The sequence below is a fragment of the Agrobacterium sp. V1 genome, from assembly GCF_030518355.1.
GTDB lineage: Bacteria > Pseudomonadota > Alphaproteobacteria > Rhizobiales > Rhizobiaceae > Agrobacterium > Agrobacterium cucumeris.
Map to the genome: position 1 here is coordinate 2263487 of NZ_JAULSF010000001.1, position 16923 is coordinate 2280409.

At 56.6% G+C, this 16923-nt stretch carries 15 protein-coding genes; 10 read left to right on the forward strand and 5 right to left on the reverse strand.

The annotated features are described in order from the left end of the window. Positions 1-134: 134 nt before the first annotated feature. From QSV77_RS11020 to QSV77_RS11030, 3 genes are read right to left on the reverse strand one after another with little or no spacing between them, the layout of a single operon-like run. A complete protein-coding gene (locus tag QSV77_RS11020) occupies positions 135-752 on the reverse strand; it encodes a GNAT family N-acetyltransferase (RefSeq protein ID WP_302733485.1) in 618 nt (205 codons plus the stop codon). Then, complete coding sequence (locus tag QSV77_RS11025) at positions 749-1924, reverse strand: Gfo/Idh/MocA family protein (RefSeq protein ID WP_302733486.1); 1176 nt, start codon at positions 1922-1924, stop codon at positions 749-751. Before QSV77_RS11025 ends, QSV77_RS11020 begins: the two co-directional genes overlap by 4 nt. A 22-nt stretch (positions 1925-1946) precedes the next feature. Next, the gene (locus QSV77_RS11030; protein ID WP_302733488.1) at positions 1947-3206 is read right to left on the reverse strand and encodes an ROK family protein; all 1260 of its coding nucleotides are present in this window, start codon (positions 3204-3206) and stop codon (positions 1947-1949) included. 210 nt (positions 3207-3416) lie between these two features. Here QSV77_RS11030 and QSV77_RS11035 point away from each other — a divergent pair, with 210 nt between their 5' ends. The 4 genes from QSV77_RS11035 to QSV77_RS11050 are packed head-to-tail and all read left to right on the forward strand — an operon-like array spanning position 3417 to position 8231. Beyond that, positions 3417-4376, forward strand: coding sequence for an extracellular solute-binding protein (locus QSV77_RS11035; protein WP_142840640.1), 960 nt, complete (start codon positions 3417-3419; stop codon positions 4374-4376). Further along, positions 4373-6379 carry an iron ABC transporter permease gene (locus QSV77_RS11040; RefSeq protein WP_302733490.1) on the forward strand — a complete coding sequence of 669 codons (2007 nt, stop codon included), beginning with the start codon at positions 4373-4375 and terminating at the stop codon, positions 6377-6379. The genes QSV77_RS11035 and QSV77_RS11040 overlap by 4 nt, the downstream gene beginning before the upstream one ends. Then, positions 6372-7433 carry an ABC transporter ATP-binding protein gene (locus QSV77_RS11045; RefSeq protein ID WP_302733492.1) on the forward strand — a complete coding sequence of 354 codons (1062 nt, stop codon included), beginning with the start codon at positions 6372-6374 and terminating at the stop codon, positions 7431-7433. The genes QSV77_RS11040 and QSV77_RS11045 overlap by 8 nt, the downstream gene beginning before the upstream one ends. A 3-nt stretch (positions 7434-7436) precedes the next feature. Then, positions 7437-8231, forward strand: coding sequence for an inositol monophosphatase family protein (locus QSV77_RS11050; RefSeq protein WP_271363799.1), 795 nt, complete (start codon positions 7437-7439; stop codon positions 8229-8231). A gap of 174 nt (positions 8232-8405) precedes the next feature. Here QSV77_RS11050 and QSV77_RS11055 read toward each other — a convergent pair whose 3' ends face one another. Then, positions 8406-8720, reverse strand: coding sequence for a DDE-type integrase/transposase/recombinase (locus QSV77_RS11055; protein ID WP_302733496.1), 315 nt, complete (start codon positions 8718-8720; stop codon positions 8406-8408). Between the two features lie 665 nt (positions 8721-9385). Here QSV77_RS11055 and QSV77_RS11060 point away from each other — a divergent pair. Further along, the gene (locus tag QSV77_RS11060) at positions 9386-9682 is read left to right on the forward strand and encodes a hypothetical protein (RefSeq protein WP_302733498.1); all 297 of its coding nucleotides are present in this window, start codon (positions 9386-9388) and stop codon (positions 9680-9682) included. A 203-nt stretch (positions 9683-9885) separates the two neighbouring features. Here QSV77_RS11060 and QSV77_RS11065 read toward each other — a convergent pair whose 3' ends face one another. Next, positions 9886-10443: a TetR/AcrR family transcriptional regulator gene (locus tag QSV77_RS11065; RefSeq protein ID WP_271363796.1), complete on the reverse strand. Its 558-nt coding sequence runs from the start codon at positions 10441-10443 to the stop codon at positions 9886-9888. Between the two features lie 346 nt (positions 10444-10789). On the opposite strand from QSV77_RS11065, the gene QSV77_RS11070 reads away from it, so the two are divergent. From QSV77_RS11070 to QSV77_RS11090, 5 genes are all read left to right on the forward strand, one after another. Continuing rightward, complete coding sequence (locus tag QSV77_RS11070; protein ID WP_302733499.1) at positions 10790-11641, forward strand: PrsW family intramembrane metalloprotease; 852 nt, start codon at positions 10790-10792, stop codon at positions 11639-11641. A 19-nt stretch (positions 11642-11660) separates the two neighbouring features. Further along, the gene (locus QSV77_RS11075; protein ID WP_302733500.1) at positions 11661-11879 is read left to right on the forward strand and encodes a hypothetical protein; all 219 of its coding nucleotides are present in this window, start codon (positions 11661-11663) and stop codon (positions 11877-11879) included. 321 nt (positions 11880-12200) lie between these two features. Further along, positions 12201-13331, forward strand: coding sequence for a PrsW family intramembrane metalloprotease (locus tag QSV77_RS11080; protein WP_302733502.1), 1131 nt, complete (start codon positions 12201-12203; stop codon positions 13329-13331). A gap of 902 nt (positions 13332-14233) precedes the next feature. Further along, the gene (locus QSV77_RS11085) at positions 14234-15265 is read left to right on the forward strand and encodes a LacI family DNA-binding transcriptional regulator (RefSeq protein WP_302733503.1); all 1032 of its coding nucleotides are present in this window, start codon (positions 14234-14236) and stop codon (positions 15263-15265) included. Positions 15266-15293: 28 nt separating this feature from the next. Then, positions 15294-16904, forward strand: a complete 1611-nt coding sequence (locus QSV77_RS11090; RefSeq protein WP_302733504.1) for an FAD-dependent oxidoreductase — start codon at positions 15294-15296, stop codon at positions 16902-16904. The last annotated feature ends 19 nt before the right edge of the window (positions 16905-16923 follow it).

Sequence of the window (16923 nt, forward strand, 5' to 3'; positions counted from 1 at the left end):
AAGTGAAACTCCACTGGCAACTGCCGAACTGGTTGCCGGAAGCCTCCGCCGATAATAGCCTTCGATCTCCGCTAGAAGTTTAGTTGTTCTGAAAGCCCGCCGCGCCTGCGACCGCTACGCGGACTATTTTTTCATCACGCTATCCGTTTTGCCATCAGGATCGACGGTCTCCTGTCGAGTTCCACGAACCCGAATTTAGCGTAAAAGGCGACGACCTCCTCATTTTTCTGGTTCACACCCAGATGGATGCCCGTCACTCCTGCTCTCTCCAGAGCGTCCAGTTGATGGCGCAGCAGCACCGATCCATGTCCACCATTCTGAATCTCCGGCAGGAGGTTGATATGCAGATGAGCGGGAAAGAGGCCTGTCACCTGAGGAGGTGTTCGTGGCGCGCCTTCAATGTAGGACAGAATGTCCTCATCTTCTGCTGTTTCTGCACAGAAATCGCGAAGCTCGCTCTTCAGGTACGGCCACCATTCGGCCTTCAGCCATTCTTCGTAAGCGATTGTATTGGGTGCCGCGACACAGTAACCCAAGACGGCTGCATCTTTCGTCAGCACAAAGGCATGGACTGCGCAGAAACGGACGTAAGGCAACGCCCAGAGCAAACCAGGAAGCCTTGGATCGGTGTAGAGATGTGAGCCATCTTGCCCGCCATCTGAGGTGCGCAGGCAAATATCGAGAATTGCCGTCTCATCTGATGGTTGGGCGTTGCGGATGATGACGGATGATGAAAGGTCTGGCATCGTCATCCTCGCTGCCCCAACGCAGCAGTATGCTTGGTGAGGAGCGCGTCGTCGAAGCGCTGCCAGGTTTCGACCAGTTCAATGGTCCGGCGTGCACGGCGTGCCTCATCGATCTTGATTGCCACGAGCCCAGCCTCCAAAGCCGCGACGATACCGACGGATAGCGGTGCGCCCTTTGTCAGATGCTGGTAGATATCCGAGGCCATTTGGTCATCGGCACCATAGTGGTCGCTTTCATGCCCTTCGTAACGTCGCTCGATAAGCTTTTCACCCGTTGCGGCGGAATGAACCTCGAAGCGATTGCGGATGAAATCACCTTCGGCCATTCCCTTGCTGCCGATAACGCAGAAGCGGCGAAACTGATCGGGAACGTTGAGGTTGGTATGAAACGACATCGTCGCCCCGCCCTGATATTCGATGATCGCGGTCTGATAATCGATAATATCACCGTCGCTCTCGAACACGGTATCGCCCTGCAGCCAACCGCTCGGTTTCTTATAGAATTCCTGCTTCTGAAATTCGGAAAGGCGATCCGGCCTGTTTTCCGCAACAAACGACTTTCGGCCTCCGAAGCTAGCGACGGCCATCGCCCGCTGCCCAACGACACTGCCATAGAGATCGATATCGTGACAGCATTTTTCCAGGATGAAAGGGCCTGCGTAGCGCGTATGCCGCCGCCAGTCGCGCATGAAGAAGGCGCCGTGGTAGGGTGCGATATGCTCGGACGCCTCGATCGAGGTGATCGCGCCGATGTGGCCCTCAGCCTGTGCTGCATGCAGATCTCGGTAGAGATCAGAGTAACGCAGCACGAGGCCCACGATAACGCTATCACTGCCATATTCAGCGAGCAGCCGTGCCATCCTCATCGTCTGGTCTTCATCGATCACCACTGGCTTTTCTGTGAAGACCCGGACGCCCGCGCGCAATCCGGCAGTGATATGATCCAGATGGAGAAAATTGGGCGAGCCGACCATGAGAAGATCCGGCCGCGTCTGCGTCAGCATCGTCTCCACCGTCTCGAAGCGGCGCGGTTCCGGCAGACCGGAAGATAGAATCTCCGGTAGTCCCGCAGGCCGGGGATCCATCAGCCCAACGATTTCCAGTTCGGGGCAGGCCTTGCGGAACGAGGCAATAACATTGGCAAGCCGAAACCCAAGCCCGGCAACTGCGATTTTCATGTTTTAGTCCTGTCTGCGAGAGTTAAATAAATCGGGACGAAGTGTCATCATCCGTTGGTGCTCCGGCGACTCGATCGAAACGTCTTTCGAAATCGATAGCCTGGCTGCGTCCGCGCATGGATGAGAGGCGCCTGAAGTCCGGGCTGCCATGGGCAATCACGGGCAGCATGGCCGCGCCGATGGCGGCGGCCTCTGGTCCCAGGGCGCCGGCACACAGCCGGGGAATTTCCCGGTGGCTTCGGGCGCTGACGGAGGGCAAAAGGGGGTACGCCCGATCAATCAGGGAATTGGTGAGGATTGCAGGAAAATGCCCTCCGACCACAATGGTCTGCGGATCCATCATGTTTTCGAGCAGCGACACTAGCAACCGCAAACGCCTTGAATTGAGATCTAGCCACCGCATCAGAATACTGTCGCGTTGAGCGTAAAGTTTCTCTAACACGCCAGGCCGCGCAATCTCCCTGCTTTCGCAAGACAGCATCGCTGCGAGCTCGTCGATGGAAAACGGGGTCTGCCCGACCGCATCCGGGTTGGCGAGCTCCGCCGGCCATGTAAGCAGACCGATTTCTCCCGCATTGTTCCAAAATCCCTGAAGCGGCATGCTGTCATTGATGATGCCGGCACCAAGTCCGTAACCGACGAAAATATGAGCGTAATGCGTCAATCCTGTCGCACTGCCGGCCCTCAGTTCGGCAACTGCTGCGGCTGTCGCGTCATTCTCGATGATGGTGGGGAGGCCACATACATCTTCGATGGCTTCTGCCACCGGTATGCGGTTCCACGCATCCCAACCTGGCGGACCGACAGGATGTTCAAACTCCGCCTCCTGCAGTGTCGGCATGGCAATGCCGATGCCCCAGGCAGGGCGGTCCACCGAGACCGAGCGCAGATGCTGCGTCAAGTCAGCGATGGCGCGGATTGTATCAGATGGATCCTCAAGCGATGCCGATGCGGTTTCGCGTCCCAGCTCCCGCCCCGCCAGATCGCAGACGATACCCACTAGTCCATCGCGATCCACATGAATGCCCAGGCAACAACCTGCTTCGGCGCGAATCCGTAACTTTTTTTGCGGCGCACCGCGCGCACCCTCCTGTTGGATTGTTTCCACCACCAGCGAGCGATCGATCAGGTCCTTGCAGATATTGGACATAGTTTGCGGCTTCAAACCCGTCACATCAACAAGGTCCCGCCGGCTGATGCCATCGCCGGACCGGATAAGATCGAAAACGAGGCGACGATTATAACGGCCCGAATATGTGTGGTTGCTTCCCATCAGGCTCATGGATGCCGATTCCTATTTAATCAATTAAATGGAATTTATCAGGGTGCGCCAAACGCGTCAAGCAGACAGAAACAGCTGAAAACAACGTTTATATCAAAATTCCACATCTCAATATGCATTTTCGACGAAAGGGTGGCTTGATTTTTAATCCGGTTAATGGAATTAATTGGCTACCTTCTTCTCAGTGACTAAAAAAAGGGGAACATAGTCATGGTGAAATGGACCTTACGGCGGATTATGGCTGGCGCTTTCGCGTCGGCATCAATCTTCAGTGTCGCAAATGCCGGAGAGCTGGTCGTCTACACCGCTCATGGGGAGGCAACATCAGCGCCCATCCTCGATGCTTTCGCCAAGGCAAATCCGGATATCAAGGTGACCGTCGTGCGCGGTGGGACAGGCGAGCTCATCGAGCGCCTTCGCGCTGAAGGTGGCAACTCCTCGGCGGACGTAATGTGGGGCGGACCGACCCAGACTTTCGAAGAAAATGCCACGCTTTTCCAGGCGTACGAGAGCAAGTCGGACGCCAATATGATGACGACCGATCCCAATCACATCTGGCATCCGTTCACGGTGCTGCTGCAGCCGTTGATCGTCAGCACCAAGCGCGTCGAGGCGAAATCGATACCCAAGACGCAGAAGGATCTCGTCTCGCATGACTTCGCGAAGGACGGTGGCCTGATTATTCCAGACCCTGGGAAATCCGGTACAGGTTATGTCATCCTGTCGGCTCTTGCAGGCAATTTCGGCTGGGATTTCGTCGGCCAAATGGCCAAGGGCGCGCGCATCGCCCCGGGATCCGATGACGCATTCAACGCAGTGCGGGATGGAGAAGCGGCAATTGGCTGGATCAACGAGGATCTCGGCGCCAAGTGGAAGGCCCAGGGCCTGCCGATAGATATCGTCTATCCGTCGGATGCCGTTACCGGGCAGATCGATGCTCAGGCCATTGTCAAAGGTGCCGAACACATCGACGACGCCAAGAGCTTCATCGATTTTCTCGGAAGCAAGGCTGCGCATGAAATCGTCCGCGATGCCACCGTTCGCCGTTCTGCCCGCAAGGATGTAACGCCGCCGGCCGCTCTGCCCGACATGTCCTCTCTCACGATCGTTTCCGCGGTCGATCCGCGGCCCGTAGTCGTTGCCCGGTTCCAGGAGCTTCGCGGGAAATGAAGGCGCTGCGCGACAACTGGCTTATCTTTTCCATCGTCGCGCTCGTGCTTTGCGGCCTGACGATCATCGTCCCGCAAATTCGCGTCATTGCTGCCTCCCTTCTGGAAGAGGGCGGTCGTTTCACCCTGCTGCACAATAGGGATGGACTGCAATCTGTCCCGGAAATGACCAGCCGCTACGACGTGGCGAAACTCCCTGACGGCCTCGTCATATCGTTGAATACGACGGACGGCCTGACTGTCGATGTCGAGGACGACCGAACGCTTCGCCTCTCGTCGCAACAGCCGATTTTGGTTGGCAAGGACGAAGGCGGGCTGCTTGAACTCGATCTTGGCTCCGCTCGGTTTACCCTGTCGCAACAGGCGCCGCGCGGGCTTTTTGCCACAACGGCTCCAGCGCCCTTGGATATCAAGGCGCAATCGTCCAACGCCGTTTTGCTGTCCCATGCGGTAAACGCCTACATCACCTTTGAAAACAAGGCGTTGTCGCTCTCTCCCGTTCATTACATAGATTTCTTCACGCGCTCGGAGACCCTTTCGGCGACGATAAACAGTCTGCTGATTGCACTAACGTCTACCGGATTGGCCGCCTTAATCGGCGTGTCTCTCGCCTATCTTGTTGCGCGTTATCGGGTCGCGGGGAGCACGGCTATCGTTTTCCTCGTCACCATGGCCTCTGTGTCGCCGCCATTTCTGGGCGCGTATGCCTGGCGGCTGCTTCTCGGGCGCAACGGCGTTCTGACAAACTACTTCGGCCTCGATGTCTCCATTGTCGGCTTGCATGGCGTCATCTGGGTCATCACCTGGCTGGTCTTTCCAATCATCTTTCTCCTCAGCCACAGCTCGTTCCAAAGTCTCGATGCTGGCCATATCGAGGCGGCAGAAAGCCTTGGCGCCAAGCCCCCACGCGTTCGCATGTCGGTGGAAATTCCGCTGGCACTTCCCGGCATCATCACGGGTCTTTATCTCGCAACGATGGCAGCTCTGTCAGATTTCGGAACGCCACGCATCATCGGCCTCGATGTCAACGCACTGCCGGTTCTGATCTACACGTCGTTCCTCAGCGAGGCGGGCCGCAATCCGGCGCTTGCGGCCACGGGATCAATGGTGCTCATCACCATCTCCAGCTTGTTTCTCATGGCACAGCAAATCTATCTGGCGCGGCGCGGTTTTGCCGTGGTCTCTTCGCGCGCATTGGAGCGCAAACCACTCTCGCCTCTTGGCCAGGCATTGGTGCTTGGATCAGTCATCCTTGCACTCCTAATGGCATTTACCCCTCATTTAACGGTACTGATCTCCAGCTTCATGGAATGGCGTGTAGGCTTGCCCAGAGCAAACTTTACGCTCGCAAACTACACGACCATGCTGCGCACCGGCATGGGGCCGGCATGGGTGACCTTGTCGCTCGGCATTGCCGGGACGCTGGCTGCAAGCGCAATCGGCCTGGGGATCGCCTATGTCATTATCCGTAAGCGCTATCGAGTCTTGGCACCCGTTCTCAGCCTTACCGTCATGATGCCTTACGTCATTCCTGGCACGGTGCTCGGTATCGGCCTGATCATGATGTTCAACAAGGCGCCGCTGCAACTGACCGGCACCTGGTTTATCCTCGTCCTTGCCTATCTCATCCGCAACCTGCCGTTCACGGTAAAAGCATCAGAGGCTGCCCTACGTCGGGTTCACCCTGCACTGGAAGAGGCGGCGATCAGTCTTGGAGCGCGGCCACTCAGGGTGTTCCTCACGATCACTGCACCTCTGGTGCTTGCGGGCGCGGTCACCGGGGCAACACTCACCTTCCTTCACATCGTCACTGAGCTGTCTTCCACCATCGTTCTCTATCGCCCGCCGTGGAAGCCTATGACGGCGGTGATCTTCGAAAACACGCTTGTGGACGCCGATTTCGGTGTCTCGGCAGCGCAAACAATCCTCCTGATGCTGATCATTTATATCCCGCTCTATTTCATTGTCCGCTATGGCCAAATTCGAGGAAAATCCGGTGGTTGAAACCTCATCTTCCAAAACTCCCACCCAAGGCTGCGAGGTCGTCATTGATGCCGTCTCCAAGACCTTTGGCAATCACGCAGTCTTGAAAGACATCAGCTTCACGATCAGGCCTGGCGAATTCTTCACGCTGCTTGGGCCATCCGGATGCGGCAAGACCACGCTTTTGCGCGCGCTTGCAGGCTTTCACCCGATTGATGGCGGGAAAATCCTGTTTAACGGCCAAAACGTGACCACTCTTCCCGCCTGGGACAGGAATATCGGTTTCGTGTTCCAGAACTACGCGCTCTGGCCGAACCAGACCGTGTTCGACAATGTTGCTTACGGGTTGAAGCTAAGAAAAATTCCCAAAGGCGAAATCGCCGAAAGAGTTCACTCCGCATTGGCGCAAGTCGAGCTTCATGGTGTTGACAAGCGCTTTCCTGCAGAAATGAGCGGCGGCATGCAGCAGCGCATCGCGCTGGCGCGCGCACTCGTCATCAACCCGCCGCTGCTTCTCATGGATGAGCCGATGTCCAACCTCGATGCGCGCCTTCGCGTGGCTCTTCGCCACGAATTACGCAGCCTGCAGAAGACACTCGGCCTGACAGCAATCTACGTTACGCATGATCAGGAAGAAGCCCTGGAAATGTCAGACCGGATTGCCGTCATGCAAAATGGTGTCGTGCAGCAGCTTGCAGACCCTCAAACCATCTATTCGGGACCGGCGAACCGTTTCGTTGCCGAGTTCGTCGGCAGCGCGAACTTTCTGGAGGGCAGTTTTAACGAGACAGGCTTCCTGATGGCAGACGGATCAAGGCTCCCCATCACCGGAAAGAGCCACCACGGTAAAGGCACGCTTGTGGTGCGTCCCGAACAGGTGATGATCCGCGAATGCGGTAGCGCTCTTGTAGACGCCAGAGTGGAAGATAAGCGCTTCATGGGCAAAGCCTGGACGCAGAGCCTTCGGATTGACAGCGGGCCAATCTTATCGGTGGAAACACGCAGAGCGCTCGATCTCGGTTCGCGCGTCGGTGTCGATTTCGAGACCTTTACCTTTCTACCTTCGGGAGCATGAACAATGGCGGACCAGTCGCTTGACGAACTGATGCAGATCGCGTCGTCCGCGGCCCTTGTTGGAGGTGCCGAATTGAAGAAGCATTTTGGCGCTGTCTCGGGCGATAGTGTTCAGCGAAAGGCATTGGGAGATTATGCATCCCAAGCAGATCTTCGCGCCGAGGAGGCGATTGCCACCGTTCTGGCGACAGTGGGCGAGGGCTATGGCTTCGTCGGTGAAGAAACCGGTGCACGTAAGGCGGACGCGCAACGTCGCTGGGTGGTGGACCCCCTCGACGGGACGAGCAACTTCATCTGGGGGATCCCCTATTTTGCCGTCAGCATCGCTCTCTGCGACGACGAAGGCGAGTTGCTGGGTGTCGTCCTGGACCCATTGCGTGGCGAGATGTTCACCGCAATTCGCGGCTTGGGTGCCCGGCTGAACGGCGAAAAACTGGCTCCGTTAGAAGAAAAGCGGCCGGAGGAATCTATCATCTCTCTATCCATGCCGATCCACGGACAGTTGAAGGCAATCGACCGCGGCACCTTCTTCCAGGCCCTGGATTCCATCACTAACGAGACAGCAGGCGTCCGGAGACTTGGCTCGGCAGCACTTGATCTCGCCTATGTCGGGGCCGGAAGGCTCGACGGCTACTTCGAAGATGGTCTCAGCCATTACGATTACGCCGCTGGCAAACTTATCGCTCAGGAAGCCGGAGCTCTCGTTACCTCGCTCACGGGCGACATTCCAGCAGATGGCGGCTCACTGCTGGCTGGAACCTCTTCCCTGCATCAATGGCTCAGAACCAAGTTTCAATAGAAGTCATATCCGTTGCCGGAGGAGTTATCGACGAGCGCGGGCTCTGTCGCAAATTTCGACTTTGGCCAGAATGACCGTTAACCGGGGCGTCGGTTACCTTACAACCTCACGGTTTTCGAGACCCTGAGCGAGACCCATGATCTTCTCGCATTTTCGGGCTTGCCGGGGGAGTTTTCAATTTGGGTTTTCAGCCCGTTGTGCGGCCGATGCTCGGCATCTGGAGCGATGACCTGGATCGGCGCCAAAGAAGCGCCTGGCAGCTCTGCTGTTGCAGCGATACTGAACCAGGATATCGAGAACATCGCCATTGGCATCAATGGCGCGCCACAGCCAGAACTTCTTGCCGCCAACCGTGATGACGGCCTCATCCATGTGCCGCTTTTCGTCCGGTTTTGGCCGGTCGCTGCGGATGCAGTTCGTGAAATGACGCCCAAAGCGGTTGATCCAGAGCCGACAGTCTCCCGGCTGACGATGCCCCGCGCTCGGCAAGCAGATCCTCCATATCGGCAGTGCTCGGGGCAAAGCGGTGGCAGGCGCAGACTGCATAGGGACGATCTCACGCGGGAAGCGCCCCCCCCTTCAGCCGGAGTAATGAGCCAAGCATCTTCATGCCGGACCGATAATCCAAATGACCGGCTCAAACAACTTGGCGATGCCGACCAGTCTGCCACTTCCGAGGAGACTGGGAGATATCGTCAGCGATTACCTCATGGCTGCAGTCGTTGATCCACTTTTAAATGCCAACTGCCGGCGCATCGAAGCCTGTAGCGGGTGTCAACACCGCTGACTGAGCAATATGCAATCGGGATGCCGTCCTGCCGATATGCAGCCCCAACGTAGGTTGACCTAAGGAAAAAAAGATAATAGACCATATTGGTCGGCATAAGTCCGATTTGGTCTGCTTTTTTGATAGTTAGCCTTAGAGGTGAAAGCGCGAATTGTCCCTCGGAAAGTTACAGTTGCACAAATATGCGCCTCCCACTTTGGCGTGACGAAACTCCCGCAATCACCGTCAATACGAAAAACATACCTCGAGCGGCGTTGCTGCGAGTGCCCATTGTCGCGCCACTGCGCTCGAAGACACGCGCGTGCAGTCACGCCTTGGCAGGCGACCTAAACAGTTCAGACCAACAATCACCTGATGAGAAACTGAAATGGACATTTTGGAAATGAAGAAGATCACTCGAACGACCATATCTTTCAGTATGCTCGCCGTGACCCTTTCGCTTAGCGGATGCATGTCGCCCGAAGAGCAGCGCCGGGCAGATAGCAACACATGTGCCGATTTTGGTACGAGATATGGTTCCCCGACTTATACTCAATGCATGCTGCAGCAACAGCATCGCCGCGATCAGGAACAGCTTATAGCTGCTGAAAGCATGCGTGCCACGTCTGAAACTTCCCTGAACAATCTTGAAATGATGAGGAGGTTACGCGAGGGCAAGAGGTGACACCTCGAAACGGGGTGATTGAGGCTCTCGGTGAAATATGTCGTGACAATCTCGATGTGTGAGCTCCAAACGGAGGATCTCAGCCAAAAATAAATGAGCCCCGGGTCTTGCACGATTGTGGCCAGAGATCGCGCTGACCCGGGTTGCCAATAAGGTTTCTATTCTCCCGCAGGACATCAGGCCAGTCGCGATAGCGCGTCGGACTAGCGTCTGCCGTGACCGAGCGCATCCATCGCGGCGGCAATAATGAGAGGGCGCCATTCTTTGGTAAGCTTGGAGCCAACTGCCAAGCTTGCGGTCACGCCAAGGCCAGAAAAAGCGCTGGTAACGCGGACCAGTCTGTCCATATCCAGATTGGCCAAGTCTATCCCAATGGCTTCGTACATTACAAAACCTATCTCTCGCATCGCCTGATCCTCCGGGTCCGGGTCGAGGGCCATTCGGTTTGAAAGCGCCGAGATGCCGGGTCTGGAGAAAGTGAAATCGACTGACGCCTCCACGACGGCCTTGTCGCGTTCGAACCCAACCGGATATTCCCGCACACCGTTGCGAACTTCGTTTACATGCTCGCGCAACGCTCCAATGACCGCGTCGTATATCAGCTGTTTGCTTGGAAAATGGTGCAGCAATCCGGTCTTCGAATAACTGACAGCATCTGCAATTTGTTGGATCGAGGTATGTGCAAACCCATGCCTGGCAAACAAACCTGCAGCACAGTCGATTATGTAAGCTTCGATATCGGCCTTTGTCGGTCTCAACATGATTGGAACTGATTATCCTTGATATTTAAGCTACCTGGCTCGTCGTCTGCGGGTTTCACAAGCTATACGAAGACCGGTATCATCTGTCTTTTCCATTTCAATCAAAGGTCGCTGGTCTCGGCGCAGCATCCCAACTGAACTCTATCGAGAGGTTCAGGAACGATCCTCATACTCCGGCTGCTAAACGTCACGGGCAACAATAATAGGTACGGGAAGGCGTCGCAACCGAAGCGCAGATTATTTCCGGTTGACTGATCTTATTTCGCCCAATAGACCATAATGGTCTTTTGTGGATCGTTATGGTCTACTGGGCGAAATAAATGTCCCGAGTTTCGGAAGTCCAACAATGAGAAAAAACTATCCCGTCACGCTTTGCTGGCCGCTTCTAGCGATGCTTGCTTGGCTTACAGCTATGGCTTGGGTATGGACCAAAATTGGAACTGTCGGCGTGGCATGGGGATTTCCGCTGTCCGCTAGCGTCTCGTTCCTGGTGGCAAAGACCTTCAGCTGGCTCGGCCGATGGGTTGAGGGGAGGCCAGCGCTGTCACTTTCAGCATTTGCCTGGGGCGCCTCAGTGGCAGGCCTTTGCGCCATTTGGTCACAAGAAGCTTTGCAGGCTGTTTTAGATGCACATGCCAGCGCTGAGTTTGCAAACTGGTTCCGGCCCCTGATCATTACGCCCCTGACCGAAGAACTGTCTAAAGGGCTCTTTCTATTCTGGATGCTGAGATATCGCCGCCAGCAGATTTCCGACCTTCTTCAAGGGATCGTGTATGGCGGTCTAATCGGTGCAGGGTTCGCATTCAGCGAACAGGTCATGTACTTCGGCCAAATGATCATCGGCTACATGGCGAGCGACCCGGCTGATGCTCCCGGCTTGAGGCTTGCAATGAGTTTCGTGCTGCGAGGCGTGATGGTCCCCTTAATGCACCCGTTCTTGGTGGCTTTTATCGGCCTGGGTATTGCAGTCGCCGCCGGAAGTCGCATCCGTACACGGCAAACAGCCGCTATTCTCATTGGATTTCTCCTTGCAATCTCTTTGCATGGAGTTTGGGACTGGGCTGCCTTGTCTGGACGCGATCCTTTTCTAATTTTCAAGATATATGCGACCGTCATGTGCCCACTCTTTATCGCGATGGCAATCACAGCGCTCGTCCTTCGCCACCGCCGGAAAAAAGCTGTCCTCACCGGCCGATAGACCGCATTATGGAAAACATATGACGAAACACGACATCGCCCTGCTGGCTGCAGCCTGGGTCAACATTGGCAGGAAGACAGCGATTCGGTTTCACATTAACGACGGCATGAATTACCTGTTCGATACAGGCACGTGCAAATCCCTGCGTGACAAACAGCCTGCATCGCGGACGACCCGGCAGTATTCGCCTTTGGTCCTTGCCCCTCCCAGCGTGATCGGAACCGATTGCCGTTTGTGAACGACGTCATATGGCGTCAACGTATGGGTGTTCCAGGCCGAACGGAAACCGGTTCCACTTTCTCGATTCTCGATCGCAGATTAGCGCTTTTATCCACGTCGCCCATCAGGAACACCATTGCCGGATTTTGGAAAAAAGCGACTCGACAACCTGCAAAATGCACGACCTCCGCATGAAACGACACGAGGTGACTTAGCAATCGATGCGAGGCCCATTTTTGGTTGACCGGCCCCAAGCAAATATAATAGACCATAATAGTCCTATAACGACCATTATGGTCTATTGAAACATTTCTCTTCAGACTGCTTGGATGTGCAAATAATGAAAAAAAATTATTATGTGGCCCTGTTCTGGCCGCTCCTTGCAATGCTCGCGTGGCTGGCAGTTATGGCACGGGTTTGGATGAACATCGGGACTGCCGGCGTGGCATGGGGCTTGCCGCTTTCCGCTATCGTCTCGCTTCTAGTGGCAAATACTTTCTGCTGGCTCGGCCAGTGGGTTGAGGGCCGGCCAGGGCTGCTGCTCTCGGCGTTTGCCTGGGGCGCGTCTTTGGCAGCCCTTTGCTCCATTTGGTCACAAGAGGGACTACAGGCAATTTTAGAAGGATATGCGAGTGCCGAGTTTACGAACTCGTTTTTCTCGCTGGCCAACACGCCCATCGCGGCCCTTTCTAAAGGGCTCTTTGTAATATGGATGCTAAAGTATAACCGCTCCCAGATTCGCGGACCTCTTGACGGGATCATCTACGGCGGACTGACTGGTGCAGGATACGCATTCATTGATCAAGTCATGTACTTCGGCCTCATGGCCATCCGGTACGTCGCAAACGATGCCACTGACGCCATAGGCTTTCAACTTTCAATGAGCTTCATTCAGCGAGGTATGTTGATCCCCTTCCTTCACCCGTTCTTGGGGGCTTTAGTCGGACTGGGTCTCGCAGTCGCAACTGCGAGCAGCCGCCGCCTACGGCAAGCAGCCGCCGTTCTCGTTGCAATTGCTTCATGCGCGGTCTGGGAATGGGATGTTTTGGCCGACGAACACTTTATCCTGGATTATGAAATTTACACGACCGTCATGTATGTGTCGTTCATAGCATTGGCAATCACGGCGCTTATTCTCCGCCGCTACCAGGCTAAAGCCGTTCTTTGCGGAACAATGAGCCCGGTTCTTGAAAAGCATATGGCAAAACACGACATCGCCCTGCTCCGAAGCCTGAGGAAGCGACGCCGCTGGCGCGAAGAAGCGAAACTTCGCGCGGGTCGGACGGCCGCCCGCCTGACAGGTAGATATCAAGCTGAGGCCAGCGCTCTGGCAATTATGATCGCTCACGCATCAAAAACAGGCGACTATGAAGGGCTCGCTGATCAGGCGGACGTAGTCGATAGGTCTCGACATCAGATGGAAGAGGCGTTCGCGTCCTCCGGCCGTATAAGCAAATACATCGCTCGGTAAATTATTGAGCACTCCTCCTTCTGACTTCCGACAGAGTGCGCCATTCCTCAACGTAACAATCCTGGCGTCGGACATTCACATCGCGACCTGCGATTTGAAGTCGGCCTGCTGATTGGTCAAAGTCTGTCGTCTGAATCACCCCACAAAGGCCCTTGGACATCCATCGGCCTCCAATTTCCCACCTGAACCCTCAAAGAGATACCAATGCGAACTCTATACTGCTATGCGTCGCTTGCCGCACTTCTTACAATTCTCCCTACGCAAGTCCGCGCGTCCAGCGGCGACGCTTGGGATGAGTTTTACGCGCGCGTGACCAATGAATGTGTCCACGCGAGCGGTATACGAAACTCACGCCCCTCGACAATTATTTCGTTCGACGACCGTGTCGGTTTTGTTGCGATGCTCGTATCGGATCGAACGCGTGGATCGAACACTTCCAAACTCTGCCTCTACGACAGACGAACTAAGAGAACCTTCATCGAGGATGCGGACGTTTGGTCAGCGCCTCCTCAACCCCGCTGATATAAGCGATCAACGGCCCCCCGATTTCAAAATCGATGCGCACGCGACTCTACAGCTACGGCTGGTATTGGGTCGAGCCGTCCTCCGAGCGGAGCAAGCGGCTACCGTAGAAGGCGAAACAATTATACGCGCAGCCTTGCGCACCAGAGCCGGGACTTATCGTACGCATCGATACGCCGGATTTTGCTGATATTCTCGGCAGCCTCTGCTGGCAGCACCAGGTCTATGGCTGAAAAATGTCTGATGGCTCCACGCAAATGGCACGCTTCGCTCCGACACATCATCACGGAACGCCTCACTCTTGACATCCTCTCGTAAACCCTGTTTATACGTATCAGCAGCTAATACGCATTAGCACATCGACTGAAGATGAGGTTCCGATGGTTAGGCGGGTGACACAACGTGATATTGCGATCTTCGCGGGGGTCAGTCAGGCAACGGTTTCGCTCGTGCTGAACGAAGCGAAATCCGCGGAAGGCCGCATTCCACCTGAAACGCGCGAGCGTGTGCTGAAGGCCATTCGCGACACCGGTTATGTGGCGGACCCCATCGCGCGCAGCATGGTCAAGGGCGCCAACCGGATCCTGGGTGTTTTCACCTATCAGCCGGCTTTCCCGATTGCGCAGGCGGATTTCTACACGCCTTTCCTGATGGGAATAGAGGAGGAAGCGGAGAGGTTGAGCTACGACCTTCTGCTGATGACGGCTGCGGCGCGTGACGATAACGGCCGAAAACGTATCTTCGGGGAAACGGGGCGGCTTCGACTTGCTGACGGATGCCTCATTCTGGGCAGTCAGTTCGACAGCGATGAGCTGGCCCAGCTGGTTGCCGGTGACTATCCTTACGTCGCAGTCGGTCGTCGTGACGATGCCGGCGGGCCCGTGCGTTATGTTGGCGCGGATTATGTGACGGCCACTCATGCACTTGTCCGAGAAGCACTTGCCGCCGGCCATCGCCGTTTCGCCTTTATCGGCGCGACGGGCCCGGCGGAATCCATCAGCGACCGCTGGCATGGTTTTCTCGCCGCAATCAAGGGCGCGGCGGAGCTGGTCTATTCCCACGAAAGTGAAAATGGCGATCCGGCCGAGCAGCTGGCCGCTGTTCGCGCCAGCGGAGCAAGCGTCGTTTTTTTTGCCGAGGTGGCCGAAGCGGTGGTCTTCGACAATCATGCCTGTGCCCAGGGGGTGAGCGTCCCCGCCGATCTTTCCATCGTGGTGCTGGGCAGCGGCACCCGCACGCATACGCTTCGGTTGCAACGCGTCTTCACCTCCTATGCCATCCCCCGCGAAGAAATGGGCAGGCAGGCAACTTCCATGCTGGTCGAGACCCTCACCAGCCCCCCCGGCCCCGTAAAGCAGATATTGCTGGGCTGCGACATCGTGGCGGGCGAAACGCTCGCCTCCCCAGCTTAAGGCCCAACTTAAGGAAAGAGAACCTGACGTGAGAGAATACAATGCAGATATTCTTGTGGTTGGCGGCGGACTTGGCGGCGTGGCGGCGGCGCTCGGGGCCCTGCGCAACGACCGCAGCGTTATCCTGACCGAAGCATTCGAATGGATTGGCGGCCAGCTGACCAGCCAGGCCGTACCGCCCGACGAGCACAGCTGGGTTGAACAATTCGGGATCACCGCCAGCTATCGCGCCCTGCGCACGGGTGTGCGGCAATATTACCGCGACCACTATCCGCTCACCGACACAGCCCGCGCCGATCTGACGCTCAACCCCGGAGACGGCAACGTATCTCGCCTGTGCCATGAACCACGCGTTTCGCTGGCGGTGATGGAAGCAATGCTGGCGCCTTACGCAGCGGGCGGCAAGCTGACCATCCTCAAGCCCTATGAACCGATATCAGCAGAGGTCGACGGTGATACCGTGCAGGCCGTGACGCTGCGCCATTGCAATACCGGTGATCTCGTTGCCTGCTCGGCCCGCTATATCATCGACGCTACCGAACTGGGCGATCTGCTGCCGCTGACCGCAACCGACTATGTCACTGGTTTCGAAGCCCAATCCGAAACCGGCGAGCCGAGCGCGCCGGCGGAGGCGCAACCGCATAATCAGCAGGCCGTCTCGATCTGTTTCGCCGTCGATCAGGTTGACGGCAATCATGTCATCGACAAACCCGCCCGGTATGACCACTGGCGTCAGGTTGCCCCCGAATTCTGGGGCGGCCCGCTATTGAGCTGGGACTCGCCCAATCCGCGGACACTGGAGCGCAGCCGCCGGTTCTTCGATCCCAACCCGGTCGACAACGCAACACGCGACGTTGCCGACCAGCGCCACAGCGCCGGCGATATGAGCCTGTGGATATTCCGCCGCATTGCAGCCCGCCATACATTTCGACCCGGCGCCTATGCCAGCGATATCTGCCTCGTGAACTGGCCAATGATCGATTATTTCGAGGCGCCGATCATCGACGTTACCCCCGAACAATATGCCGAGCGGCTGGCCGATGCTGCAAGCCTGTCCTATTCCATGTTCTACTGGATGCAGACCGAAGCGCCCCGCCCGGATGGTGGTCAGGGTTTTCCGGGCCTGCGCCTGCGCGGCGACATTACCGGCACGGAGCATGGCCTGGCCATGGCGCCCTATATCCGTGAAAGCCGTCGCATTCGTGCTCTGACCACGGTGGTCGAACAGGATCTGTCGCTTGCCGTGCGCGGCGATCGCGGCGCGGTGCATTACCCCGACAGTATCGGTATCGGTATGTACCGCATCGACCTGCACCCCTCGACGGGCGGCGATAACTATATCGATGTCGGCGCCTGCCCTTTCGAAATCCCACTCGGTGCTCTTATTCCCCGCCACAAAACGAACCTGCTGGCGGCATCCAAGAATATCGGCACGACGCATATCACCAATGGTTGTTACAGGCTGCATCCCGTCGAATGGAACATCGGCGAAGTGGCCGGCATGCTGGCCGCCTATTGCCTTGACAGGGGCGAGACCCCGCATGGCGTGCATGCCGATGAAAAGCGGCTGGCGCAGTTTCACACCCACATCGAACGCCAAGGGGTGGAGCGCCATTGGCCTGATATTCGCGGCTACTAGCCAAAACGTATAATCTGGG

Excerpts from the sequence above, each read along its gene's own strand:
- QSV77_RS11020 (WP_302733485.1), bottom strand. The coding sequence starts at position 752 with ATGACGATGCCAGACCTTTCATCATCCGTCATCATCCGCAACGCCCAA.
- QSV77_RS11025 (WP_302733486.1), bottom strand. The coding sequence starts at position 1,924 with ATGAAAATCGCAGTTGCCGGGCTTGGGTTTCGGCTTGCCAATGTTATT.
- QSV77_RS11030 (WP_302733488.1), bottom strand. The coding sequence starts at position 3,206 with ATGAGCCTGATGGGAAGCAACCACACATATTCGGGCCGTTATAATCGT.
- QSV77_RS11035 (WP_142840640.1), top strand. The coding sequence starts at position 3,417 with ATGGTGAAATGGACCTTACGGCGGATTATGGCTGGCGCTTTCGCGTCG.
- QSV77_RS11040 (WP_302733490.1), top strand. The coding sequence starts at position 4,373 with ATGAAGGCGCTGCGCGACAACTGGCTTATCTTTTCCATCGTCGCGCTC.
- QSV77_RS11050 (WP_271363799.1), top strand. The coding sequence starts at position 7,437 with ATGGCGGACCAGTCGCTTGACGAACTGATGCAGATCGCGTCGTCCGCG.
- QSV77_RS11060 (WP_302733498.1), top strand. The coding sequence starts at position 9,386 with ATGGACATTTTGGAAATGAAGAAGATCACTCGAACGACCATATCTTTC.
- QSV77_RS11065 (WP_271363796.1), bottom strand. The coding sequence starts at position 10,443 with ATGTTGAGACCGACAAAGGCCGATATCGAAGCTTACATAATCGACTGT.
- QSV77_RS11070 (WP_302733499.1), top strand. The coding sequence starts at position 10,790 with ATGAGAAAAAACTATCCCGTCACGCTTTGCTGGCCGCTTCTAGCGATG.
- QSV77_RS11075 (WP_302733500.1), top strand. The coding sequence starts at position 11,661 with ATGACGAAACACGACATCGCCCTGCTGGCTGCAGCCTGGGTCAACATT.
- QSV77_RS11080 (WP_302733502.1), top strand. The coding sequence starts at position 12,201 with ATGAAAAAAAATTATTATGTGGCCCTGTTCTGGCCGCTCCTTGCAATG.
- QSV77_RS11085 (WP_302733503.1), top strand. The coding sequence starts at position 14,234 with ATGGTTAGGCGGGTGACACAACGTGATATTGCGATCTTCGCGGGGGTC.